25 protein-coding genes are annotated in these 24,591 nt (G+C 42.1%); 10 read left to right on the forward strand and 15 right to left on the reverse strand.

The window, feature by feature from the left end:
* Positions 1 to 5: 5 nt before the first annotated feature.
* From NWP17_RS08405 to NWP17_RS08425, 5 genes are all read right to left on the reverse strand, one after another.
* Positions 6 to 632 carry a precorrin-8X methylmutase gene (locus NWP17_RS08405; protein WP_280654458.1) on the reverse strand — a complete coding sequence of 209 codons (627 nt, stop codon included), beginning with the start codon at positions 630 to 632 and terminating at the stop codon, positions 6 to 8.
* A 101-nt stretch (positions 633 to 733) separates the two neighbouring features.
* Positions 734 to 1,543: a TPM domain-containing protein gene (locus NWP17_RS08410; protein WP_280654459.1), complete on the reverse strand. Its 810-nt coding sequence runs from the start codon at positions 1,541 to 1,543 to the stop codon at positions 734 to 736.
* Positions 1,544 to 1,714: 171 nt separating this feature from the next.
* Entirely contained in the window at positions 1,715 to 2,179 is a 465-nt protein-coding gene (locus NWP17_RS08415) for a hypothetical protein (RefSeq protein WP_280654460.1), read from the reverse strand.
* A gap of 29 nt (positions 2,180 to 2,208) precedes the next feature.
* A complete protein-coding gene (locus NWP17_RS08420; protein WP_280654461.1) occupies positions 2,209 to 2,541 on the reverse strand; it encodes a YtxH domain-containing protein in 333 nt (110 codons plus the stop codon).
* Between the two features lie 118 nt (positions 2,542 to 2,659).
* A complete protein-coding gene (locus tag NWP17_RS08425; protein WP_280654462.1) occupies positions 2,660 to 2,986 on the reverse strand; it encodes a hypothetical protein in 327 nt (108 codons plus the stop codon).
* Positions 2,987 to 3,540: 554 nt separating this feature from the next.
* Here NWP17_RS08425 and NWP17_RS08430 point away from each other — a divergent pair.
* Entirely contained in the window at positions 3,541 to 3,756 is a 216-nt protein-coding gene (locus tag NWP17_RS08430) for a hypothetical protein (protein ID WP_280654463.1), read from the forward strand.
* 159 nt (positions 3,757 to 3,915) lie between these two features.
* On the opposite strand, the gene ribD is transcribed toward NWP17_RS08430, so the two are convergent.
* Positions 3,916 to 5,145: a bifunctional diaminohydroxyphosphoribosylaminopyrimidine deaminase/5-amino-6-(5-phosphoribosylamino)uracil reductase RibD gene (gene ribD, locus NWP17_RS08435; RefSeq protein ID WP_280654464.1), complete on the reverse strand. Its 1,230-nt coding sequence runs from the start codon at positions 5,143 to 5,145 to the stop codon at positions 3,916 to 3,918.
* Positions 5,146 to 5,491: 346 nt separating this feature from the next.
* Between ribD and rnc the strand changes: the two genes are divergently transcribed.
* On the forward strand, positions 5,492 to 6,172 hold the full coding sequence (gene rnc / locus NWP17_RS08440; protein ID WP_280654465.1) for a ribonuclease III: 681 nt from the start codon (positions 5,492 to 5,494) through the stop codon (positions 6,170 to 6,172).
* Here rnc and NWP17_RS08445 read toward each other — a convergent pair.
* The 3 genes from NWP17_RS08445 to hetZ all read right to left on the reverse strand — a co-directional run bounded on the left by NWP17_RS08445 (position 6,149) and on the right by hetZ (position 11,028).
* The gene (locus NWP17_RS08445) at positions 6,149 to 8,470 is read right to left on the reverse strand and encodes a transglutaminase TgpA family protein (RefSeq protein ID WP_280654466.1); all 2,322 of its coding nucleotides are present in this window, start codon (positions 8,468 to 8,470) and stop codon (positions 6,149 to 6,151) included. The two genes, rnc and NWP17_RS08445, sit on opposite strands and share 24 nt — an antisense overlap.
* 364 nt (positions 8,471 to 8,834) lie before the next feature.
* Complete coding sequence (locus tag NWP17_RS08450) at positions 8,835 to 9,815, reverse strand: PatU (RefSeq protein ID WP_280654467.1); 981 nt, start codon at positions 9,813 to 9,815, stop codon at positions 8,835 to 8,837.
* On the reverse strand, positions 9,808 to 11,028 hold the full coding sequence (gene hetZ / locus NWP17_RS08455) for a heterocyst differentiation protein HetZ (RefSeq protein ID WP_280654468.1): 1,221 nt from the start codon (positions 11,026 to 11,028) through the stop codon (positions 9,808 to 9,810). The genes NWP17_RS08450 and hetZ overlap by 8 nt, the downstream gene beginning before the upstream one ends.
* Before the next feature lie 171 nt (positions 11,029 to 11,199).
* Between hetZ and NWP17_RS08460 the strand changes: the two genes are divergently transcribed.
* The gene (locus NWP17_RS08460) at positions 11,200 to 11,673 is read left to right on the forward strand and encodes a hypothetical protein (RefSeq protein WP_280654469.1); all 474 of its coding nucleotides are present in this window, start codon (positions 11,200 to 11,202) and stop codon (positions 11,671 to 11,673) included.
* An 89-nt stretch (positions 11,674 to 11,762) separates the two neighbouring features.
* Here NWP17_RS08460 and sds read toward each other — a convergent pair whose 3' ends face one another.
* Positions 11,763 to 12,734, reverse strand: a complete 972-nt coding sequence (gene sds / locus NWP17_RS08465; RefSeq protein ID WP_280654470.1) for a solanesyl diphosphate synthase — start codon at positions 12,732 to 12,734, stop codon at positions 11,763 to 11,765.
* Positions 12,735 to 13,784: 1,050 nt separating this feature from the next.
* Here sds and NWP17_RS08470 point away from each other — a divergent pair.
* Positions 13,785 to 13,961: a hypothetical protein gene (locus NWP17_RS08470; protein ID WP_280654471.1), complete on the forward strand. Its 177-nt coding sequence runs from the start codon at positions 13,785 to 13,787 to the stop codon at positions 13,959 to 13,961.
* Positions 13,962 to 13,974: 13 nt separating this feature from the next.
* On the opposite strand, the gene murI is transcribed toward NWP17_RS08470, so the two are convergent.
* The 3 genes from murI to NWP17_RS08485 form a co-directional block, all read right to left on the reverse strand.
* On the reverse strand, positions 13,975 to 14,838 hold the full coding sequence (gene murI, locus NWP17_RS08475) for a glutamate racemase (protein ID WP_280654472.1): 864 nt from the start codon (positions 14,836 to 14,838) through the stop codon (positions 13,975 to 13,977).
* Between the two features lie 403 nt (positions 14,839 to 15,241).
* Complete coding sequence (locus NWP17_RS08480) at positions 15,242 to 17,143, reverse strand: N-acetylmuramoyl-L-alanine amidase (protein WP_280654473.1); 1,902 nt, start codon at positions 17,141 to 17,143, stop codon at positions 15,242 to 15,244.
* Between the two features lie 752 nt (positions 17,144 to 17,895).
* Complete coding sequence (locus tag NWP17_RS08485; protein WP_280654474.1) at positions 17,896 to 18,309, reverse strand: EVE domain-containing protein; 414 nt, start codon at positions 18,307 to 18,309, stop codon at positions 17,896 to 17,898.
* Positions 18,310 to 18,436: 127 nt separating this feature from the next.
* Between NWP17_RS08485 and NWP17_RS08490 the strand changes: the two genes are divergently transcribed.
* The gene (locus tag NWP17_RS08490) at positions 18,437 to 19,171 is read left to right on the forward strand and encodes an SIMPL domain-containing protein (protein ID WP_280654475.1); all 735 of its coding nucleotides are present in this window, start codon (positions 18,437 to 18,439) and stop codon (positions 19,169 to 19,171) included.
* A gap of 94 nt (positions 19,172 to 19,265) precedes the next feature.
* On the opposite strand, the gene NWP17_RS08495 is transcribed toward NWP17_RS08490, so the two are convergent.
* A complete protein-coding gene (locus NWP17_RS08495; protein WP_280654476.1) occupies positions 19,266 to 19,625 on the reverse strand; it encodes a single-stranded DNA-binding protein in 360 nt (119 codons plus the stop codon).
* Between the two features lie 362 nt (positions 19,626 to 19,987).
* Here NWP17_RS08495 and NWP17_RS08500 point away from each other — a divergent pair, with 362 nt between their 5' ends.
* The 4 genes from NWP17_RS08500 to remA all read left to right on the forward strand — a co-directional run bounded on the left by NWP17_RS08500 (position 19,988) and on the right by remA (position 23,380).
* Positions 19,988 to 20,995: a rod shape-determining protein gene (locus tag NWP17_RS08500; RefSeq protein WP_280654477.1), complete on the forward strand. Its 1,008-nt coding sequence runs from the start codon at positions 19,988 to 19,990 to the stop codon at positions 20,993 to 20,995.
* A 93-nt stretch (positions 20,996 to 21,088) separates the two neighbouring features.
* Positions 21,089 to 21,853 (forward strand): rod shape-determining protein MreC, encoded by a 765-nt coding sequence (mreC, locus tag NWP17_RS08505; protein WP_280654478.1) that lies wholly within the window; start codon positions 21,089 to 21,091, stop codon positions 21,851 to 21,853.
* Between the two features lie 190 nt (positions 21,854 to 22,043).
* Positions 22,044 to 22,676, forward strand: a complete 633-nt coding sequence (gene mreD / locus NWP17_RS08510; protein WP_280654479.1) for a rod shape-determining protein MreD — start codon at positions 22,044 to 22,046, stop codon at positions 22,674 to 22,676.
* A gap of 437 nt (positions 22,677 to 23,113) precedes the next feature.
* The gene (remA, locus tag NWP17_RS08515) at positions 23,114 to 23,380 is read left to right on the forward strand and encodes an extracellular matrix/biofilm regulator RemA (RefSeq protein ID WP_280654480.1); all 267 of its coding nucleotides are present in this window, start codon (positions 23,114 to 23,116) and stop codon (positions 23,378 to 23,380) included.
* 15 nt (positions 23,381 to 23,395) lie between these two features.
* Here the strand turns inward: remA and NWP17_RS08520 are convergent, their stop codons facing one another.
* Positions 23,396 to 23,533: a hypothetical protein gene (locus NWP17_RS08520; protein ID WP_280654481.1), complete on the reverse strand. Its 138-nt coding sequence runs from the start codon at positions 23,531 to 23,533 to the stop codon at positions 23,396 to 23,398.
* A gap of 407 nt (positions 23,534 to 23,940) precedes the next feature.
* Here NWP17_RS08520 and gmk point away from each other — a divergent pair, with 407 nt between their 5' ends.
* Entirely contained in the window at positions 23,941 to 24,540 is a 600-nt protein-coding gene (gmk, locus tag NWP17_RS08525; RefSeq protein ID WP_280654482.1) for a guanylate kinase, read from the forward strand.
* Positions 24,541 to 24,591 lie beyond the last annotated feature (51 nt).

Consider the following 24,591-nt stretch of genomic DNA (forward strand, 5'->3'; position numbering starts at 1 on the left):
AATCTTTAACTTTGAGTCCTCTCCTGTCCATAAGCTTGCCAAGCTAAATCAACCAGTCCATCAACAATGGCAGATGCTACAACCGCATTACCTTTGCGACTGTTAATTGTGATGTGAGGGACTAGAGAGTCGTGCAAGCGCTCTTTAGTTGTATCCCCATTCACAAATCCCACTGGAGTAGCAATTATCAAAGCCGGCTGAATTTCTTCACAGGTAATTAGGTCTACTAATGTGGTCAAGGCTGTTTGCGCTTGACCCACGACAAAGATTCCCTCTGGGTAACGCTTGGCTAAAGTTTCAATTCCCCAGGCTGCACGAGTTTTTTCTTTTTGCGGACGTGTTAAGGCTTCCAAGCTGCAATAAACCGGATTAGCAAAAGTGTTTTGAATATTCTGAGCAATTCCTACCTGTACCATAGGCACATCTACCACAATTGTGGTGCGTGCCGCTAAAGCTGCTGCACCAGCTTGCAACGCACGCTCAGAAAAGTGAATCAGAGATTTATATTCAAAGTCAGCCGTGGCATATGTCACCCGGCGGACAATTTCATACTCTGCCGGTGAAAAAACATGATCACCTATTTCACTATCAATGATTGCTAAACTTTGAGCATCGGTTATGTGCCATTCCATTGCTATTCATGTCCGAGATACCATCTCTCAGCTTATCAGCTTTAGAGAAACCTGGGTGCTGAGGATTTTGATTTTTACTCAGCACCTTAAAAAAAATTAATTCAGGACTCAGCATTAGAAGAGGGACGAGTGAAAAGAGGGGACAGATAGGCAACTAATGCGCCTATGAGAAAACCAGAAATATTGCGAACTAAAGGCAACCAATCATTAGTGCGCGTTACCACTGGTCCAATACCAAAGGCAATAAACAAAATTCCCCACAAAGGTGAAAAAATTAAAGCCCATTGCCAAGCAATAACCTGTCCTCCTTTTTGGGGGTGGGCTGCAAATCCACAAACTATTCCCCCCACCACTGAGGTAATCAGTGTTAATATCCATTGTTCTTGAGGTAGTCCAGGAACCACGGAGCAACCACCCTGAAGCAAACAGCCTTGAACTGAATTTAAAGCCTGCAAAATGGCTTGATCTTCCCCTTGTTCTCTCACAAAATACAAATTGCCGAACCGAGTTTGCAATTCTATCCAAAAAGTCCGGGGTAGAAGTTCATAAACCGCATCCCCGACACTAAAACTGAGAATGTTACCCCCACGAGCATCGGCAACTAGCAAAATACTTTTATCATCTAAATGCCAATAATCAATCACTGCGCGCCCTGGGGTGCGGTCATACTGGGTTAATACTCGCAGTTTCCAACCAGTATCACTTTCAAATTTTTCTAATTCTGTGACTAATTCCGCTTCTTGAACATCTGTGAGAGATTTGGCTAAATCTATAACTGGGGTTTGAAAGTTGGGTAATAAGTCGGGATTATTATAGGCAAGTGCTGGTGGTGAGTGCATTACCCACATTGACCCAGCCAAGAAAAATAGGGCAATAGATGCGAGAGCGCGTCGCCAAAAACAAAACTGCATGGACGTTCTTATACAAGTATAGACAGTAGAAGTGAACAAGTTGTTTTAAAAGAGTATGGGAAAAGAGATAATTCTTTACACTTGTTTACTTTACTCTAATCTAAGGTATTTAAGCAAAGCTTGGTTTTGAAATGAAAAAATGAAAATTAGGGAGTCAAGGCTCCCTAGTCTCTACTCCCTACGCTTGAGTACCTCTCGTTCTCGCAATGTTAACGGTGGTTTTTCATGCAGTTTTTCGCTTATTGGTAGGCGTTCCACCCGCTTGGCTGGTTTTGGGCGTGTAAAGGACTGCCAAGCAGTTTTGACACCTACAACCAAGCTGCGTGTGCTGATTTGAAGATTTTTAGCTTGTTTTTTGGCAGTATTCAGTCCTTGGTCAACTTGCTTAACGACTTTGCCTGCGCTTTGTACACCTTCACTGACATCATCGGTTAAATCTTTGATTTCCATCCCGGTTTTGCGGATGGAAATTAAAGTAGGTGGTAACTCTCGTGAAAGAGTATCAAATAGCTTTTCTGCACTGCGAGCAGCACGTGCTAACTCCTGCAAAGCCGGTATAGCCGCTACCAAAACAGCAGTCAGACTGGTGGCGACTAAGAGTAAAGATAGTCCCAACCAAAACAGGGGATCAATCACGGTTATGCTATTTATGAGCTTTACAATTGCTAGGAAAAAGAATCGGGGCTTTTTTGAGCTTGTTGCTGCTTCAAGGTTTGGCTTTCCTGTTGACTAGCATCTATACCAGCAGCGATCGCTTCTTGCAGTTTCTCCAAGGTATCATCCCAATTTCGCAGTGCGCTGGCAGAAATACGATCAGCCTGGATTTGTACACTGGTAGATAAATCTTCTGCCAAGTCTGGTATAGCATTGGCAGACTTTTGTAAAATTTTGCGCGTTTCGCGTCCTGTGCGTGGGGCGACGAGCAAACCAGTTATAGCACCGATAGTAGCTCCCAGGAAGAAACCGCCAAAAAATACCCCAGAACGGTTGTTAGACATCTTAATTGTTTCTCTCCTTACACCCATTTTATGTGTGACTTTTACCCTGGCAAGATTCAAATTATTATATTTAATTAATGTATCGCGACAATATCTCACTCGGAAATATTGCTGTTATCTAGGGACGGGTTGTTTTGTTCAACTCTATCTTACCGAAAGAGCGGACCCAGAATCGCTTTACTAACCATAGTAGACTGATGATTTGACGTATTTGTCGGATTTGCGCCTGTAGATTTTGGTTTCCCAGGCGCAGGCTATGAATCTTTTGTTGGCTGATATCAATATTTTCAGGTGCTGTATGCAGGACTGCATGAGTTTTAACTTCATAGGCGTTCAGTTTATCAGCTATGACCCCTATCCACTGTTTTAGTTTCCACACTCGCCAAGCTATGTAGAGTAGTAACAGGGAGATGAAAGTGTTAATTAAGACAACTGTCGTTACCATTATTTATTTTCACTAAGATTAATGACAATTATTTTCTATTAGTTTGATTTGTTCTGACTTCATGATAGCAACACAGCCTCACTGTTAATAATTTGCACCTGAGAGGGTAACGAAAACCTTTGAATTATCGCTATTGTGCTTGATTAGTAAATACCGAGAGGCTCATATTACTATTAAAGATTATCTAATATTTGAGTAAAATATATCAAATTATAAGACTCCGTATACGTTATTGATTTTTGTCCGTTCCCTGTCTCCACCAGTAATTTCAGTAATCAAAGCGGATTCCCATATAAAATAATTGTTATTAGTAGCTCATTAAATCGTCAATTGAGCCAAAAACTAGCAAATACAACTGCCATAGAAAAAAATATTTTTAGTAAAATTTTGTGAATTTATAAATATAGTGCTGCCATCATTAAACTTCATAAACTTATAAATCTTTGTATTAAGTTTTTAATAATACTTGTCTCAGGTTGTATATTCAGGGGGAATCTGTTGGCTAAATTGTGTACTCTAAAAACAACTAAGCTAATGATAAACTTGAGGTCTTAATGACTCCTAAAATTCTGCGTCAGCTTTGGTCTGTGGTAGAAAATTCTCAAACCAAGATCCTATTGCAGATGGACGATGCTAGCTTGGTACAATGGTTGGTCAAACAAACTACAAAGCAAGCATTGTTAGATCCCCATGAAACTGATTACCTCAGTGATTACATTCAATCACGGCTAACCCTCATACGTGATATTGCTTATGAACGCCAGTGTTAAAAGTAATCAATTTTTTCTAGCCCATGGTCAATAGTAAAACAATTGGGGATTTCTGATTTTAGATTGATCAGGAGATATAGCTACTTTGCTTAAACCCAAAAAAAATCAAGCGAAATCCACAATCTAGAACTATTGGCTATGGACTATTGAATATGATAACTATGAGTTTTTTTGGGGCAAATAACCTTCAACTAAACAATCAGAACCCACCACACGCCAACGAACCCGTTCCAAAGTGAGGGCTTCGGTCATGACGGTAAAACCTAAGTCATCTACAGGTGTGGGTGCATGACTACCACCAATGATTTTAGGAGCAATAAAAGCCAGGACTTTTTGTACTGCTCCTTGGGCGATCGCACAGGCGGCCAAAGTACCACCACACTCCCACAACACACTACAAAAACCGCGATCATATAAATGTTTCATTACCGATTCCGGTGTCAGGGATGCTAACTCTATTACTTCAACTCCCTGTTGGCGCAAGAAATTTTGGAAATCTGGTGAACTTCCCGGTTCTGTCAATACCAAAGTGGGGGCTTCTCTGGTGTCCCACAGATGGGCATCTTCAGGCAAGTTTAGCTGACGGCTCATGACTACCCGCAGAGGATTATGCGTTCCTACCTGATGAGTGGTTAGGTAAGGATTATCTTTTCTGACTGTGTTACCACCAACAATTATGGCATCACACCCTGCCCGTATTTGATGAACTTCACTACGGGCATCTTGGTTAGTCACCCAAGCACTGTGACCAGATGTAGTAGCAATTTTCCCATCTAAAGTCATGGCATATTTAAAGATTCCCAAAGGTCGTTTGTGGAGAATGCGATGGATAAAAGCTTCATTGATCTGATAACAGGCTTCTGCTTCCACCCCCACAACCACCTCTACACCGGCTGCACGTAAACGGGCAATACCTCGTCCACCCACTAAAGGATTAGGATCAACTATACCTACAACTACCTTAGCCACACCAGCTGCAATCAAGGCTTCAGAACAAGGGGGAGTGCGTCCGTGATGATTACAAGGTTCAAGATTAACGTAGACCGTAGAACCACGAGCGCGATTCTCTTCAATGGAGGACGCGCCTACTCCTGCTGCTTTCAAGGCAAAAACTTCTGCATGAGGCTCACCAGCACGGGGATGAAAGCCCTCCCCGACAATTTCTCCATTTTTGACAACAACTGCCCCTACTAGGGGATTAGGTGAAGTGCGTCCCAAAGCCCGGCGTGCTAGTGTTAAACACCGTTGCATCATCGCTCTGTCAAAGTCACTGCCCAGTTTCTGCTGATCTAGTGAATTAGATTCAACTGGGGATGGCAATATCAGCCCATTTTCTTGAGTATCATTGGCTAGAGATACAACAGGGTAAGTTTCACGGGAATTATCCATAATTTTGGGCGTTAATGTCAACATTTTGCACGCTAGCGCTGCTTTGGTTTCTATAGCTTGCCATTTTTGATATACCAACATAGAATACAAATAGTCGGCATGGGGCGTTGGCATGACTTTAAACGGGCGGGGGCGACTGTAAGACTACCTTGGCAGCAGGTTGCGGCGAACCGTCAAAAATCACCGATCTTCTAGGTCACTGACCTAGAAGGAGTGATTATGTCAATGGTACTATACTGCATTAATGAGTTTGTGTAGCTTCAATGTCTAGAGGTACTGCAAGAATTTTTGAGATGTCCACCGTTTTCTCTGGATCTTACCTGAAAAAAGTCTAGATACAGAAAAAATGCACCAATTATTAAATTTTCACAACGAAGCCCTTTTGAGGCAAGCATTGACCCACCGTTCTTATGTCAACGAACACCCCGGCGAAAAGGACAACGAACGCTTGGAATTTTTAGGCGATGCCCTACTGAACTTTGTCAGTGGTGATTATCTTTATACTCGCTACCCAGACATGGCAGAAGATGAAATGACTCGCCGTAGATCTGCACTAGTGGATGAAAAACAACTGGCTAAATTTGCCGTTGATGTTGGTTTAGACCTGAGAATGCGCCTGGGCAGAGGAGCAATTCAAGATGGAGGATTTCACAGTCCCAATTTATTGAGTAGTGCTTTTGAATCAGTTGTGGGAGCTTATTATTTAGATCGCGGCGGCAAGATTGAAACAATTCGTCCTATTATCCAGGATTTATTTGACTCTGTGCCTCAAGCAGTGCTGGAAATCCGATCTAATGTGGATGCCAAAAATCGCTTCCAGGAATGGGTACAGGCAAATTTCGACTCTGTATTACCTAAGTATATCACTGAACGAATCGGAGGACAGGATCATGCTCCAGAGTATCTGGCTAGAGTTTTAGTGGGTAATCGTATTTACGGAACAGCAAAAGGTCGTGGTAAGAAGCAGGCTGAAAAACAATCTGCGGAAAATGCTTTATCTAAGCTAAGACAACACGGTTTGATTTAGTTCTTGCAATTTTTTCTTTAGTTGATTCAGGTTAGGGTGATGACCACCATAACGCCAGCCTACATAAGCTTGGCATATTTCATCTATGACCTGAGCCGTTGTTAAGGGGTAATGCTGGTATGCCACTCTGGCATATTCCAGGGGTGTCTGTGCTGGGTGCTTACCCAAGCCTTTTTGACTGACCAGTTCTAGCATTTGCTGATATAAACTTTCCATCGGGGGCAATTTTCTCAACCAACGACGCTTAAGCCATTCTTGCCACTGTCCCCAAACTAGCCAGCCAAAAAATGCCGCTGTTGTTGTCAAAATTAAGGCAGTCAAAACACCCAGCCAACCTTGAGACAACAAAGCCAAAAACCAGCCAATACCTCTAGTTATCCAGCTAAATATCACTGCAAATACATTATTTAACAAGCCTGTAACTGGGGTTGGTAACCACCCGGCTACCCATTGCCAAAACTGCCGCAGCAAACTAAAAGTTTGAATATCCTCAACAGAAGGAGGAATCAAAGGATGATTGGGAATGGGGTCAAAAGCAAACCAGCCATATTTAGGAAAATACACTTCTGTCATGGCGTAAGCATCTGTGTTATGGACAACATACATCCCCGTAAAGGGATTAAACTGTCCAGCACCAAAACCAGCCACTAACCTGGACGGGATACCAATAGAACGTAGCATCACCGTGAGAACTGTGGAAAAGTGATCAGGATAACCGCCTTTGTGCTTGAACAAAAAAGCTTCTACCAAGTCTTCATCTTCCTTCAACAAGGGTAATGATAAAGGATTCTCAGGAATGGTGTAGTTTTGCTTCAGGTACTGAGCTAAGTAAGCAGCCCTTTCATAGGCTGAATCTAGAGTTTTTGCAGAAGTGGCTACACGTTCTTGATTGTAATTAGTAAGGATTTGTTCAGTAAGTTGGCGGACTCTTTCAGTAATTTTGGGGGGAATTTGTAAATAATAATTTTGAATATTGGGGGGATATTTAGTAGAAGCCTCTCCTAATAAAGTGCGATCGCGGTATGGCACTTGGGAAACAACTGTGTAAGTCAGTCCTTCGGATAATCCCACAGGCGATCGTAAGCCATTTTCGCTGTCAACTGCAATAATAGGAGCGGGATAATAAATTTCTTGGGGATAAGCCATAGCTGGAATCAAGTTAGGCAAATCTGACACCACTGTGTAAGTTTGCACTATTTCTTGAGAGCGACCAGTAAATATTGGTAAAGGCAAGCGAATTTGGTAAGACCAAGATGATCGCCTGTGGGTAGAAACTTGGTCATTGCGAGAAATTTCCCATCCTTGCCCGGTGTAGCGGTCAAATGCCAATACCCGCCAAAATCCCTCAATTTGCGATCGCACCCGCATCACCACCTTTGGTGTCATGTCTCCCCGCAGATTCTGGTTAATCTTGCTATTAAACCCGTAATAAAAGTCCTGATTCAGGCTGTCTGCTTCACCTCTTCCCGCGTCCTGCTCACCATTGTTACCAAATTGACTACTGCCCCTACCTTCACTGACATAACCAGGATTAATAATAGTCTGACCTGTAAAATCATCCTGGACACTGATGGGGGCGCTGACAGGAAAATTCATGAGTTTATAGCCGGGGAATCGCGGTAAAACTGCAAAAATTGCCAGACCAAGCCCAACAATCATCAAAAAATTAACAACTAAGAATTTAAAATTTAAAATAAAATGGCGTTTTTCACCAAGCTTGTTATTTTTTCTGTTTAATTGCTGAATACCCAGTTGTGAGCGATAGTTTAATACTAGAGTCGGTAAGGCGAGGGCTAGAAATAATAGCAGCGCTGGTGCAAAAGCCAGAGTTTGGCTGAGGGTTGCCGCTACACCCAATAAAATGAAGCCTATTACCATAGAATAGCCCAAGCTTCTCCGCCGCAGCATATCAAAGCTGTGGAGTATTTGCAGTTGAATTAATAACTCTGCTAACACCAGTCGCGTATCATTTAATTCTCCCACTAACCGCCCAAAAAAAGCAGCCAATGCAATTAACATTCCGATAGCGATGCAAAACTTTACTGGAATATTGCCACTGCGGCGATGGTAGTAACTCCACACAGCACCTAATATACTTAACGGTACTGCCCACAAACTAAATTGAGTTGCGGCCGCAATATCCGTTGCCACAATTCCCACGATTACCAATGCTAATACTAGTATCCTGAAAGCAATGGCATCTTCGACTTCTGTTGATTCTGCCCCCCGGAAATTTTGCCGCCGGTAACGACCTATGGGTAGACGCAAAACCTGATTGATTCTGGATAAGTTAAACATTGAAAGTATAAGCACAGGAATGTTAAAGATGCCTTGACCATGTTTTGGATGTCCACTAATACCAATTAAGGCAAGAATGGGGCAATTAAGTCTGACTTTCTTAATTCAAATTGGTATAACTTATTTTGTATGGAGGTGCTTTTCCAGAAAAAAAGGAACTCCCCGAAAACAAGGCGTACCCATTTTAGTATCTTATGGATTTGTTATTTTCGCTGCGGGTTGGAAATAAAAGTTAATCACTGCTTGTTAATAAAGTAGAAACCCTAATGATCGATTGTTCATCCAGGATGAGTTCAAACCACGATAACCTTCTGATATATGATGGCTACTCATCAAACTGAAACCCTAACAGTAGTAATTGCAGCTACATTACGGGACTAATGACAAACAGTAGAGGTTGTTGGTCTAACTCTGGAAAATCCACTTCCAGAGTATAAGTGAGGTTTGGTTGATCAGAGTATAATTCTAAATTCACATTGCCCGAAGTGGCAGATGTTGCTACTGCTTGTTTGCCATTGCCTTGCAATTTTAATGTACCATGAGTAGGTAATTTACAATTAACACTCAACTCAGTCAGCCGATCCTGAGACTGGTACTCTACCCTCAAAGCCAGAGTACCTGCCTTGGTAAGCCATTGTCTCTCTACCACTGGATTGGCTGACGATATTGGTATTGTCAAGTTATCTAGCAGTTGTTTAGCTGCTAGTAATGACAATGCCATTTGCTGGCGAGGTTGTAAATCTGAGTAATCCTTGTGAATTTGAGGTATGGTATCCACAGTATTCACAGAACGATAGGTGCTTCTCAGCACCAAACCAGCTAAATCATTGATTGTCTGTGACTCATTAGGAAACAAGCCGTCAACTACCTGGACTAGTTTTGCGCCTAGAGGTAGAGAAGATGTGATCAAACTTTGACATTTTTCCAATAATTCCTGGAAAACTATTTCTGGCAAAGGTATGGGCAGATTTAGTTTTGACTGCTGTGGAATCCATCCCCAGTTGGGATTTAATGCCAGCGATCGCTCTTTCACAAAATCTGGGTATTCCACCAGTTGCGACTCCCAAGGGAATAAGGGAGGCTGGTTTTCGGCTTGGATTTGTAACCGACGCTTGAGGACGGTTTGGAAACGTTCTTGCACAGTAGGAATTTCTCCCAATTGAAAGGTTTGGGGTAGTCCTTCCCTTGTTGGCTCACCGTCTGTAAAGGCGGTTGCCTCCTTGAGAGGGTTGTCTACCCCGTTAATTTCCTGACACGCTACCAATTTACACTCGTTGGTCTTAGCTGTATTTGCTAACGACCAATCGAGTAAATCAGTTGGTAAGGATTCTGAGTCACTATTCATGAGTAGATGCACTTGATCCGGATACTTGGGAGTTGCGAATTTCCCATGCCTGTTCCAGAATTTTAAACCATCGTTTTTGCAATTGGGCTATGGATAAACCCAAAATTTTGGCAATTTTTTCATCCGCCTGTCCTTCTTGTTTCAATTTCAGTAACGAGCGCTGTTGGTCATCCAATTGCCCTGTATAATCGTTCCATTGTTGAGGAGTTAAACCCAAATTAGTGTTTAGTGAGGCTTCCAACCACTCATGAACTAATTCCCAACGATGTAACAAGGCAAATCGAATCAAATGATATTTAAAGCGTTGCTGTAAGTAGTCACGCTGACGGGGAGTTAAACCCAAAATTGACTCAATTTCCTGAGTTGATAGGTCTTGGAGACGGAGGGAGAAATAATCAGCACAATCAGACTGTTGTCGTTGTTCCAGATAATCCATCAATTCTGTGATCACAACCGACCGCAGAGTATCCTCTTCCGGCTCTGGTTCCGATTGGGTGGCCATGGCTGAACGCAATTGCTGTACTGCTGGTTCCTCCCAGCAACCATCGTTGTCATTAGAACTACCTTCTGCGGCTTGTTCTATATCTACATTGGTTTCTTGGGGTTGCTGCTGGGAAAAGGTTTGCGCCCGCAGGATAATTAACTGCTGTTGTCTCCCCGGTAAAGGAATTCGCCGCTTACCATAGCGTTCAGTAAATGCCATGTACTCCGCCAATTCCAGTAAAGTTTGGGGACGATAGTTGGGACCCATTTGGTTTTCTCTCCGGAAAGCATTTAAAGCTTCCAGATAAAAACCTTGAAGGAAATCTTCAATAATGGTCAGGCGACCTTGATAACTTAACTGTTTTTGAGGGGGATTAATGTAGCGATAAATAATTGCACTCAGAGTACTGTGTAGCTCTACCCTACCCCGGCTTGAACCCAATTGATAGTACCTGAGACACTGTTGCACTCGATGTCTGGCCAGGGACATGGCCGAGCTTTGCACGTCACCGGAAGCCTGAATACGTTTACTTTCTTGGCAAATCCGGTATACTTCGGTGGTAATTCTTCTGGCTACATCATGGCAGTTCTGGGAGGAAGCTTTACTTGATTGCTGAAGCTCCTGGTACAACAGTTGAAATGTCCCTTCCATACCCATAGAATCTTGTCCTTGAGCAGTTGGGGTAGAAATTGTTGTGGTGGGAATTGTTGCGGTGGCGGCTGAATTCATAGTTTCGGTTTTCAAAAGACCCTAAAATAATTGAGCAAAACCTGTTACGACTTTGGGTATTGGTCAGCTGTGGAGATTTACGTATAAGCTAAACGCAGGCTAGCCCCGATAATATGTTTGAAAATTGGATAGATGCTTTTGCCATGACCCAGAAGCCGTTGACAAGTAATTATGAATTTAAGAAAACAAATTGAATTGCTGATTAATAATGCACCCCGCGATGGTATTACACCACATCTTGTTTCAGCAATTGCTCCTGTATTGATCGCGATCGCTAAAAAACTACGCCATTCCCAGTACTATATTGTCCAAAATTCCGAACAAGGCTGGGTTTTAACTACATTAAGCAATCGTGCCAATCCAGGATGGGAAAAAAGCGTGATCTACGCTTTTCCTACCATACAAGATGTCTCCCTAATTTCATATGCTGGGCTTGACCCTCAAATGCTAGCTAAAATCGTTCCCGTAACCCACATTTTGTTCCAACTGGTGGCATTAGAACCCGTAGATAGTGTCGTTTTCTTAGAAACGCCGGGTAACACCACTCATACTGTAGAAATCCAAAGAACAGAATTGCAACATCTCGTGCAACAACGCCTGAAACAACATCAAAAGGGTAAGCACATACCTCCAGATATTGCATAAATAAATTTTGCAGTCGGGATGTATTAGATATATCTAATACACCGCAACTGCAAAGGGCAAAATTTTTAAATTTAAAATTTTTAAATTTGTCAATAAAGCCGACTCAATACATAGTCAGCTGTCTTGATCAGTGCTGCTCGTGATTCCGAGGGTTCAAGAACCTCCAGATGCTCAACTGCTAACTTGGCATGGTAAGCCGCCAATTCCTGAGCTTGCGGTATACCTTGACTATCTTGGATTAGCCCTAGTGCTTGCTCTAAATCTCCTTCTTGGTCAAACTTTCGCTCAATCAGGGCTTGCAAATCTGGTTTTTCCGCCAAAGCAAACAAAACGGGAGCGGTGAGATTACCACTTTTGAGGTCAGATCCAGCTGGTTTACCCAAAGTATCTGTTGTACTAGTGAAATCTAAGATGTCATCAACAATCTGAAACGCCAGACCTAGATGACGGCCGTAGTTATATAGATGTTCAGCAGTTTCTGGGGTAACTTCACTAAGTAACCCAGCCGCTTTGGAACTGTTGGCAATTAAGGAAGCCGTTTTGTAATAGCTCTTTTTCAGGTATGTCTCTATGCTGATACCATGATCAAAACAATTTATTCCTTGCTGGATTTCTCCGGTAGCCAGATCCATAATTACTTCTGAGAGTAGTTTCACCACCTCCAAATTGTTTAAGTTTGCTAAATACCAAGACGATTGGGCGAAGAGAAAATCTCCCGCTAGGACAGCAATGCGATTGCCGAACAGGCTATGAACTGTGGGCACACCACGTCGCATTTGTGATTCATCTACTACATCGTCATGCACTAAGCTAGCAGTGTGAATCATTTCTGTTATTTCTGCTAGGCGGCGATGACGCAGGGTGATGTCTTTTTCTAACATTGTGGCCCGCGATATCAGCAGAACAATTGCTGGTCTGATACGCTTTCCCCCGGCTCCGAATAAATGTTCGGCTGCCATAAACAGAATGGGGTGGCGATTTCCAACTAGCTGCTTGAGGTTGTCTGCTAGTAGTCGCAGGTCTGCTTCCACAGGGGTAAATAGGGAGGTGGCTAAGGTCATGGATGGGCGGACTCTGGCTTAGGTTACGAAAGTTTACATATCCTACACTAATTTTAAGATAACCCTGTGCGAGCGCAAAGTTTTGATTAGAGAATACCCGCGTATTTCTTCCCTGTTGTTGACAAACAGTTAAGATTGACAATAACCACAAATTGAATGAAACCTTGACGGCCACTGTCTACAGCCATGCTTCCTCTCTAGAAAAATATTCTTTAGCTCCACCAAATATTTTTTTGATATTTCTTATCTCAGTCTTCTCTAGTGAAGAAATATGGCAATAGTGATTTATCGCTATCATAAAACGAATTTTATGTCAATACCTGTAACAAGAATATTGGTAACTTTTCACCAATTAAATTTTTTGAGAATTTTAAATTTAGATGAAGAGAAAATACGAGTAAATAAATATACAAGAGTTTTTCCTATCTGGCGGAATTCTCCCCCGGTTGTATTCAGCCACTGAAAATTTTTGAAAATTCACTCCAAATTAGGTTAAAAACTCAGGCTCATTGTGTTACCCTTGAATATAAGAATTTAAAACTTTTGAGAACTCATTTTCCCAAGGTAAGCTGCCTAGTGGTAGCTTTACTTAATTGTATTTGAGTATCAATAAATATTCAGTGCTGTCAACTAAGAATTAAGCGAATTACTACTTAATTCTTAGCACGGCATACGCATACTCTTTTTTTTTCCGGAGCTTGGCAGTATCTTTATGGTTATTTGCTGTCAATTTTTAGCTTCTTTTGAAAGCTAATGTCGCTCTGGTAATGGGGTTATGCTCACAAATAATAAATATTAAGACTGGTGAGGAGTGCAGTTGAGTTTGCTGTTAAGCAATTTAGCTGTTGTGGTGTCTGCTATCTGTAAAAAACTGAACTGAATAGTTATTTATCTAACCGTAGATGATGAAACATTTACGGCCGTCTACATTGTAGCTGACCATAACCATCAAGCATACACTTGATTGGTTAAATTTCTTTTAACTTAAAGAAAACTACATATTTCATTAAAAAAGGTGCTGATAGAACGATGATTTACGGGGAGATGCCTATGTTGACTTTTATTTTTGCTGCTGGATATTTGTTTACAGTTTACCTATTATTAGCTCTGGCAAAGAAAGCCGGCAAAAACAATCCTCCCAGAAATTTACCTCCGAGTAACCCAGGAGAAAACCAACAAGATGTGTCACTAACCCCTCATGTAAGTGAGGTGGTTAATAGTCAGTAGGCTAACACTCTTGTTAAAATTGGGAAACTGCCGTATCAGTTAAATCAACAAACTCAACTGTTGGAGTATGGCCTAGCCACTGTACACTAGATTTCGCAAACTGTTGTGGACAGCCACTGACAGCGAAACGAGTAGGTAGTGGGGGGTATGTATTTCTTAATCCAAGTAAGTCTAACTCTTGTGTACAGGCTGCAACAACATGAACGGCTGGGTCAACTAGTCTGACTTGGGACGGAAGAAGCGATCGCAGTACTGGTGCAAGATGGGGATAATGGGTACAGCCGTAGACCAAGGTATCAATTTCTTGCTGTATTAACGGCTCTAAATATGAGCGTGCTACTTCCTTGGTATAAGGATCATTGATGCGATTTTGCTCAATCAGTGGCACAAACTCAGGACAGCTAACTTGCCAAACTCGCACATTCGGATCAATTTCCAGAATCGCCTGGCGATAAGCATTACTTTTAGCTGTGGCTGGGGTAGCAATTACACCGATACGTTTTCCTTGCTCCACTGCCGCCTTCGCTCCCGGTAGAATTACTCCGAGAACAGGTATACTGAACTCCCTACGGACTATTTCTAGTGCCAGGGCAGAGCTAGTATTACAGGCCATAATCACCATCTTTACAGATTGCCTTTGCATCCAGTTCAGGATTTCGCGCACATACTGTAGAATTTCCGCTTGTGAACGAATGCCATAAGGCAACCTAGCTGTATCTGCAAAATAAATAATAGATTCATTGGGTAGATGGCGATAAAGTTGTCCTAAAACTGTCAGCCCACCTACACCACTGTCAAAAACACCAACAGGGGCGCGTTGTGGTTCTTGATTAAAACAATTGTCAAAATTACTGTTAAAGATAGAAGATGAATACACAGCCAGATACTGATTTTAGTTTTTGGATGTAAGATACAAAATGTAGCAGAAAATTAGGCATTTTATTTATTTTATTTATAAATAAAATCAGGAAATAGTTAAAATGACTGAGGGGTAAACGCCTCAACTGGCTTTCATCCCTTACCTGAAGGAAGGTTAAGTTTTTCCGCCATGCTCCAAAACTCAACCTCAAGGGTTTTAAGTCTATTTTGTGATAATCTACTGACCGAAAAGAAGATAACACAGCAGGTTAAAACCTACTGTGTCGTTTTTTTATACCCCAAATCGAGGCGAGGAGCTTTCACACTTCATCTCAATTTTTTGTAGATCCGAAATAGCTAAACTCAGTTACTCCCAGTTCATCGAATCGAATTAGGCAGGATATTGGAATTAATTTGTCTGATTATCTGCGTTGTAGATACTGGAGGATGCCACGAGCAATGGCATCTGCCATTTGATTTTGGTAAGCTGTGGTTTTGAGCCTAGCAGAATCCTCAGCACCTGTGACAAAACCCACTTCCACCAACACTGAGGGTATGGCACTTTTTCTGAGGACGTAAAATCTGGCTCGCCGTACTTGTCTATCCCTGACATTAATATTTTGAAGAATGCTGCTATGAATGGAGCGAGCTAAAGTCTGACCACTGTCATAATAATATGTTTCCAAACCGTTGACATCGGGACGACTCAAACTGATGGCATTAGCATGGATGCTGACAAATAAATCAGCCCTGGACTGCTGTGCTAAGTTCACTCGTCCTGGAAGGCTGACGAAATAGTCTGAATCACGAGTTAACACTGCTTGGACACCGTTTTGCTGCAAGATTGCCGCTATCCTTTGACTAATTGGCAAAATTATATCTTTCTCCCGCAGTCCGCCAATGCCAATTGCCCCTGGATCTTTGCCACCATGTCCGGGGTCAATCATGACTACTGCCCTGGTTTTGGGTATTGGAGGTGTACTGGGCTTGGGTTTTGATTGGGGAGGAACTGTGGGTGTGGGTAGTTGCCCTTGGGTTGGTGATGGTAGGGGAGGGAGAGCAACTGGTGGTAAAATTCTCAGCCCAGGTGAGCCTTGTAGTTCTAAGGCTAGAATCTCGTTACTGAGTTGGTTTAGTTGGCCAATTTGTACACCGCTTGCTGGTTGTAGTAACACGACTACTGTGTTGTTCTCAGGTTGTAAGCGTACTCGGAGGATAGGACTACTGGCATTAAATTTAGGTCCTCTGACGTTCGTCGCTAACTTAGCGTTGGGGATGGTGATGCGGAATAAACCTGTGGATGTATCCCATCCACTAGTGGCGTTTAATTGTTTATCTGATCTGATTAGTAACTGCCTATCATTGTTAGTCAATTCTACAGCCTCTATCGTGGCTGGGGAATTATTGAATATTGGTCTAATGGGGGGAGTAGGCTGATTGTTTGAGGTGTTGTTGACAGTAAGATTTCCTGGTAGTCTAACTGCACGTGTGGGTAAAACCACCAAACCGCCTGCGCTACTGTTAGTTAGTTGCCAATCTGGGCTATCTTTATTGACCCGCAGGGTGACCCGGACACTGGGTGGTTGGGTGTTGAAGGCAGTAAATTCGATGCGACTAACACCATGCCTGTTAATTTCATTATTTCGCTCTGTGAGACTTGGTGATAAAATCGCGTCGGCAATATCCATAAAAATAGTCTGGCGATCGCGACTGCGATTAATGTTTACCCTTGAATTGCCACCGCTAGTACGGATAAACAAGCCATCCCCTGTGACTATTAATTTCTCAACTTGAGTTTTTCCTGGCGTGGATCTGGCAACTGTATTAGAGAAATCTGGTTTGGTATCAGCATCAGAGTCAAGGGTGACTACGTTGTAGATGTTTGTGGAAGATTCTGTTGGTTGGGGTCTGCTTAGGTTAACTGAGGGATTTGTTGGTGTTGGCGTTGGTAGTTGTACTCTCCAGCGACTCGCACTTACGTTTTCAAATTGCACCTGCTGGGGATCCAGGGTATAGCCGGGACTGAGTTCAACAACTAAACGTGTTGTTTGCGGATCAAATTGCCCGACACGGACGGAACGAATGGCACCACCAATGGGCTGTGTCAACTGCGGCTTTCCAAGGGTGGTGTTGGGCAAATCAATTACCAGTCGTGTAGGATTAAATATCAGTTGTGCTTTGGGTTGAACAGCAACGTTAGTGTTAATTTCCAGACGGTTTTGATTGGCATCAAAACGCCAAGATTCCAGTTTTGCTGCTATAGCCGGCGACGATAGTAAGACAATAGTTCCTACAGTACTGGGTACTAACCAGTGTATTTTCACAATCCTTTCTCCTGATTTGCGTTCGTGGGAGCCATCAATTTCTCAACATATTGGCTAATCGTCACTGTGTTACAACCTAATTTTTTCTTTGATAGTTTTGTGACTGTTGTGCTGCTATAAGGACACAATTAATGGCTTGAGTTGCTAGTATTCCCTGTAATTGAGCCATCCTATCAGGATATAATATTTATGCCTGTAAAGTATGTAAGATGCAACAAGAGGGACTAAGCTGTATCTTACGCGGCAATGTTTCTTTTGAGTATTTTTTTCTAACTACTTTTCATTCACTGATGGCTAATTTGGGTAAGGTATGTAATTTAACTTTTGTTCGCATAGATCAACTCACACAATATAACATTTTGAATGGTAATAATATTGAGGAAATTTTTATTTTCGACATTCTCCAATGACGGGTATTTATAAAGGATGTTTCCGACTCTCGGGAATTGAACATTCAAGCTGAGGAAATGATGGTTCCTGTTCCCTGGTTTCTAGCTCCTCCCTCGTGAATGTTAGGTTTTGGTTCAATACACACTAAAACCTGTAATTACTTTACCGATAATGGCTTGTGTGATCAGGAAAATGGCTATGATTAATTTTTTCAGGGTGGCTGGGGATGCCTGGGTTTAAACTGTAGAATGCAATATCCTTGCTCTACATGGGTTGGTGGTGTCCCCTTGCGGGGATTTTAAGGGGGATTATCCCCCTTTTTGCGTTTCCATTCAACTGATGCTCCCAGCGAATGGGAGTAGTCAACTTGTCCTGTCAGTTAGTGAAATTAGCAGTTGCCAGTGAAATTCTGATACTGGCACAACAGAAAGTCTAGGAAGCCGGAGTAAGTCAAAATCTCTGAATTGTCCATTTTGCTTAATTTGGGTGAGTGTCAGGGGTACAGAGACTTTTCTGATTGCTTGAATATCTACAACTACTCGTTTGGCATCGTTTAATGCTGGATCAGTATAGGGTTGACTGACAACCTCTGCTATACCTGTGATTTGTCGCTCTTTGCCTGTGTGATAAATAAGGGCTAAGTCGCCAACCAACATATTCCGTAGGTATTTAAGCGCTAAAGTGTTTTTAACTCCATCCCAAACTGTTCTACCATCCTGTTCTAAATTAAAGTAAGAATATTTTTCTGGTTCAGTTTTTAGCAGCCAGTATGCCATCAAATAATCTCCAAAAGTTTTAATTGAATTTTTTTAGTTACCAAAAATGTAACAGTTCCTACTTGTGACCGATTTCGTGTCAAACTAGGGACATTAGTTTTCTCAAAAACAAAAGAGTGCAACTTTTATGTATAAAACTACCATTATGGGTAATTGGGGTAAAACCTTATCATTAGCCCTGGTGTTCTGTATTATTTCTATCCACCCAGCTTTAGCCCAAGAGCCAGAAAAATTGTTACGAATTCTGACGGTTAGCGGTCGCGGGGTGGAAAAAATTCCCACTACTCTCTCTGAAGTTAGTATGTCGGTGGAGGTTCAGGGTAAGACAGCACAGTTAGCACAGCAAGAAGCGGCCCGCAGATCATCAGCCGTGGTGGCTTTGCTCAAAAACCGCAATGTGTCCAAATTGCAAACTACTGGTATCCGTCTAAATCCAGTTTATAGTTACACCAATAATGTACAGAGAATTACTGGATATAGTGCAAACAATACTGTAAGTTTTCGTATTAACACTGAGCAAGCTGGTTTGCTTTTAGATGAAGCTGTGAAGGTTGGTACAACAGTAATTAATAGTGTTAGCTTTATTGCTAGTGATGAGGCTATTGCCTCTGCTCAAAAACAAGCACTCAGACAAGCCACTTTGGATGCTCAAGAACAAGCTAATGCTGTTTTCAGTACTTTGGGTATCCAGTCCAAGGGAGTGGTGAGTATCCAAATAAATGGTGCAAGTGCGCCTCCTCCACCTCCTATGTTGTTGCAGCGTGCTGAGGCTTCTAAATTAGCTAGTGCAGATTATTCTACCCCTGTAATTGGTGGTGAACAGCAGGTAGAAGCATCGGTGACGCTGCAAATTAGTTATTAGTAAACAGCAGGTAGAAGCATCAGTGACGCTGGAATCCCCCGGCTAAAGCCGGGCGGAGTGTCAATTTTTTCCATAAACTTCGGGGAAGCTCTAGTTAAAAGTTTTCTGGAGACGTATCAATATCCCCTCCTAGGTCACGTTTGGAACCTAACAACTCCAATTGGTCTACTTTAATAACTGGGGTAGAACGGGTCGCTCCCGTTTGGCGATCGCTCCAAGTGTCAAACTTTAAGGAACCTTTGACACCAATTAAGCTGCCTTTGCGGACATAATTACCAGCCACTTCTGCTGTTTTGTCCCAAAGTTCCAAGGTGAACCAGTCGGGTTTGTCATCTTTACGCGATCGGCGATTAACTGCTAATGTTAATTTACACTTAACCGCGCCAGACTCAAAATATTTAATATCTGGATCGCCGCCTACACGACCAACAAGGGTAACAATGTTAATGCTCATAAGTGTGACCTTTTCCTAAAAAGTTACTGATATATTTTTATTTTCTTCCTTATGTTTATCATAGCCGATTGTGAAACCATTGAGAATATGTTAAAAAATTAACAATTTACTGTGTATAAAAATGCAAGGACTTAGTGGAACAGATGGAAAAACTGTACGGATATATTGAAATAGTTAGAGAATATCAACAATAGCTAGGATCGCTAATGATTCATATAAAATAGCTTACCTGCTGGACTCAAGATGAAAAACATAATAAAATCCAGCATTATTAATGACAACAGCTTTTAGCCAACAAGTATCGAAAATAAGGGGCGTAGAGACGCGTGGGGCTTTTTAGGAACTTTCGCTCATCATGGGATATGGGTATCGACCTCGGTACTGCTAACACCCTAGTTTATGTATCTGGTAAGGGTATTGTACTTCAAGAACCCTCTGTAATTGCTATAGATCAAAATGAAAAAGTAGCGCTGGCAGTGGGAGAAGAAGCAAAAAAAATGCTCGGACGTACACCCGGAAATGTGATTGCCCTCCGTCCTTTGCGTGATGGAGTGATCGCTGATTTTGATACAGCTGAGTTGATGTTAAAACACTTCATCCAGCGGGTGAATGAGGGTAAATCTTTGATTTCACCTCGAATTGTCATTGGCATACCCAGTGGTGTTACCGGGGTAGAAAGACGGGCTGTGATGGATGCGGCTGCCCAAGCCGGGGCAAGAGAAGTGTATTTAATTGATGAGCCGATAGCAGCAGCCATAGGAGCAGGGCTACCTGTCTCCGAAGCAACAGGCAATATGATTATTGATATTGGTGGTGGCACAACAGAAGTGGCAGTGCTGAGTCTTCAGGGTACCGTAATCAGCGAATCAGTACGCATCGCAGGCGATGAACTAACTGAATCAATCATCATGTATTTGAAAAAAGCTCATAACTTAGTGATTGGAGAACGAACTGCTGAGGATATCAAGATTCGCATTGGGTCTGCCTATCCGACTCACGATGATAATGATGCCATGATGGAAGTCAGAGGCTTACACTTGCTTTCTGGGTTACCAAGAACTGTCACCCTCAAAGGTCCAGAAATTCGTGAATGTATGTTGGAACCGCTATCAGTGATAGTAGAAGCAGTGAAGCGGACACTGGAACGCACGCCTCCAGAATTGGCTTCGGATATTATTGACAGGGGAGTGATGTTAGCTGGTGGTGGTGCTTTGCTCAAAGGTATCGACACCCTGATTAGTCATGAAACGGGAATTGTTACCCACATTGCTGCCGATCCTCTCTGTTGCGTTGTGCTGGGAACCGGTCGTGTGTTAGAAAATTTTAAGCAGCTAGAACGTGTTTTCAGTGGACGTTCTCGCAATCTGTAGTTAGAAATATCAGGTATTAGGTTCTATTTGAGTTGAATTTGGTTTTGATATAAATAGAATCTGATATCTTTTAAATTCATAAAATAGGTATAGATGGTTACTGTACGTCGTTCGTGGAATCGTAAATTACTACAACTCGGTTTACTAACTGTAGTTATCAGTGGTGCGTGGGTGCTGAGACAGACTCAGGGGCATTTACTGCTGGAAATGTACCAATTCCTTGGTCGTCCCTGGCAAATATTACAACCTAGTCCAAGTCCACAAGAAGGTCTTAATGACACTCGCTTCTGGGAGTTGCAAACCCGCATAGCTGATTTAGAAAGTCAAAATGAAAAACTGCAAAATTTATTGGGTTACGTTGAGAAAGCGCCACTATCATCCCGCCCAATTGCAGCGCGGGTAGTAGGACGCAGTGCTAGTCACTGGTGGCAACAAGTTACCTTAAATCGTGGATCAAATGCGGGCATTAAAGAAGGCTTTATTGTCAAAACTGATGGTGGTCTAGTTGGTTCCATACAGAGTGTCACTCCTAATACTAGTCGTGTGTTGTTAATTAGTGACCTTAATAGTCAAGTGGGTGTAACAGTTAACCGCACCTCAGCAAAGGGTGTTTTGCGAGGAAATTCTTCAGCAGAAGCTGTGCTGGAGTTTTATGAAAAAGTTCCCAATGTCAAAGTTGGGGATTTAATTTCCACATCTACCTATAGTCAGAAGTTTCCATCTGGTGTACCAGTGGGAAGAATTAAGTCTTTAGATTTAAAGCAATCTTCAGTATCAGTGGCAAAAGTTGAGCTTTTACCGCCCATACTCTCATTAGATTGGGTAGTTGTATGTCGGTTCAAACAGGGTATCGATTAGGCATAGCTGACAAACACACAACAGGCAAAGCCAAAATTTAAATATAGAGGGAACAGAGAACCGGGAATTTAGTCTTTAAAAACCCTATAAAACCTCCTCCTTTGCGCCCTTTGCGTCTGCTTCGACTATGATCATCAGTAGAAGCTTTGCGGTTCGTTAAATCCAAAATCTAAAATCTAAAATAATCAACATGGCTTCATTTAGGGGCAGCAGGCATAGAAAGTCAACAGGTCCACGGCGAAAATTGAAAATTTTAAATAAGCCTCTTGCTCACTGGCATCCCATTGTACGTCAATTGCTAAATTGGGTGGTAACAGTTGGGTCTGTGCTGTTTTGTTTACTAATGTTACCAACCCGCTTTTTAGGTATGGAATTATTAGGAATTGGTCCCAATTGGCTGTTAATTTGGGTAGTAGCTTGGAGTGTAAAGCGATCAGTTTGGCAAGGAATGTTAGCCGGTATAGTTTTGGGACTACTTCAAGATGCTATGACATCACCAGAACCGACCCATGCCATAACCCTGGGTTTTGTGGGCTTTCTCACTGGTTTGGTGCGAAAGCAGCATTTAATTCAAGAAGATTTTATTTCTATTGCCTTAATTGTATTTGTGATGGCAATTCTGGCAGAAAGTATCTTTGGATTGCAATTAAGTTTCATGGGCGATGCTGACGGGGGGCAAAGCCTACCCAAAGTTGAGTATATTTGGGCATATTATCAACGGGCGGTTCTGGCCTCTGCTATTCTCAGTAGCCTTTGGGCACCCATACTTTATTATCCCTTAAACCTGTGGTGGCAAAAGATAAAACTGTTAGAGCAGGGTTGACACTGCCCTATAAAACCTAGACAAAGATAGACTTTACTTAAAGACCTTTCAAACTATTTTATTATAATACAGTTATTATATGTTTGTCAAGGCGAGCAGATGCAGTATTGAGTAATTGAGTAATGTATGGGTAGAAGAAAGAATCTTTGTTGATTACAGTCTCTAGATGTGGTAATATCCTCTTCTAATTTGATTTCTAACCTAAATTTAACTTAAAATAAGTTTACCTGAATTACTTAGATTGTAGTTTGACAGTTTTGCATACACCCTGGGGTATATTTTAATCACATTCAGCTATTTATTAGCTTAAAAAACCATTTGTCAATTAAAAACTCAGGCTGGCTAGATTTAAGGCGTTGTAACTCTTGTTTTTTGGCGATAACATGGAATAATTACCTTACTAGCTCGTAACACCAGATTTGGTGTCTGTTTTTTTTATGGAAATACAATTAATTAACATTGGTTTTGGTAACATTGTCTCTGCCAACCGAGTAGTTGCTATCGTCAGTCCAGAGTCTGCCCCCATTAAACGGATCATTACCGATGCACGGGATAGAGGTCAACTCGTGGATGCAACTTATGGTCGCCGCACAAGGGCTGTGATTATCACTGATTCTAGCCATGTAGTTCTGTCGGCAATTCAACCGGAAACGGTAGCCAATAGGTTTGTGATTTCCCGCGATCACCATAGCGCAGATAATTGATTGCATATGGGTTAATCACCCCGTCCCTATTTGCGCCAGATCAGCAGTAGGATGTAAATTAGACAGGCTTTCTGCCACCTGTGCTACAAATTCGTTGGTCAAAGGTTTCTCTAATGACCATAAAACGAGACGCAAGCCCCTGGCTTCAGACATGGGTATAAGTCGATAGGGACTTTAGTCGCATTAAAGCGATTGATTGGCTTTAGCCACAGTGGTATAATGGACAAAGCGAGTAAGAATAACCATCTACGTGATGATTCATCCTAGTACGGAGAAATCCCGGCAACGGACATATCCAATTTGATTGGAATAGTTAAAGGGCAAATAATGGCAGGATGTTGAGCGTACCTAACTGGTATGGCGATGGGCTCGGAAAACCAAAAAATAAAAGTAAGCGCAATAGCAATACCTTTCGTACTGTTAATTGTTTTGAGCGTCTAGGGTGTTTTTGCCAGCACCATTGAAGGTCAGTTTGTGGACTCTTCAAGAATCCCCAGGCTAAAGCCTGGGGGAGCGTCAATCGTGAATAATGTCTATTAACTAATTTGTGGTTTCAATGGATGATCAAAGTTTTACCTATCCAAAGTGATGCTCCCACCAAAAAAAGCTCCTCTCCAGGTAGGCTAATTGTTTTAACTGGCCCCAGTGGAGTTGGTAAAGGAACTTTAATGCAAGAGCTGTTAAAACGTCATCCGGAACTTTACTATTCTGTATCCGTGACGACTCGTTCTCCTCGCCCAGGGGAAATCAATGGCGAAAATTATTACTTTATTAGCCGCACTAAGTTTGAACAATTACTAGCCCAAGGTGAATTCTTAGAGTGGGCAGAATTTGCTGGTAATTATTACGGAACACCCCGTGAGGCTGTACTCAACCAGGTTCACTCTGGTAAATTGGTGGTGCTGGAAATTGAACTACAAGGAGCAAGGCAAATCCGGTCTGAGTTCCCTAAAGCTCTCAGCATTTTTATTTTACCCCCTTCCATGAATGAATTGGAGAGCCGCATACGTGGACGCGCTCAAGATTCGGAAGAAGCGATCGCTCGTCGCCTATGTCGCGCCGAAGAAGAAATTCAAGCCGCAGAGGAATTTGACGTTCAAATCGTTAATGACGATTTAGAAAATGCTCTCAACGCCATAGAAGCAGTTTTATTTGGATAGCTGAAACTTTTTGATAGTCATAGGATCTCTTTGTATCCTTTCATCAGAAAT

Source organism: Chrysosporum bergii ANA360D (genome assembly GCF_029891735.1).
Classification (GTDB): domain Bacteria; phylum Cyanobacteriota; class Cyanobacteriia; order Cyanobacteriales; family Nostocaceae; genus Umezakia; species Umezakia bergii.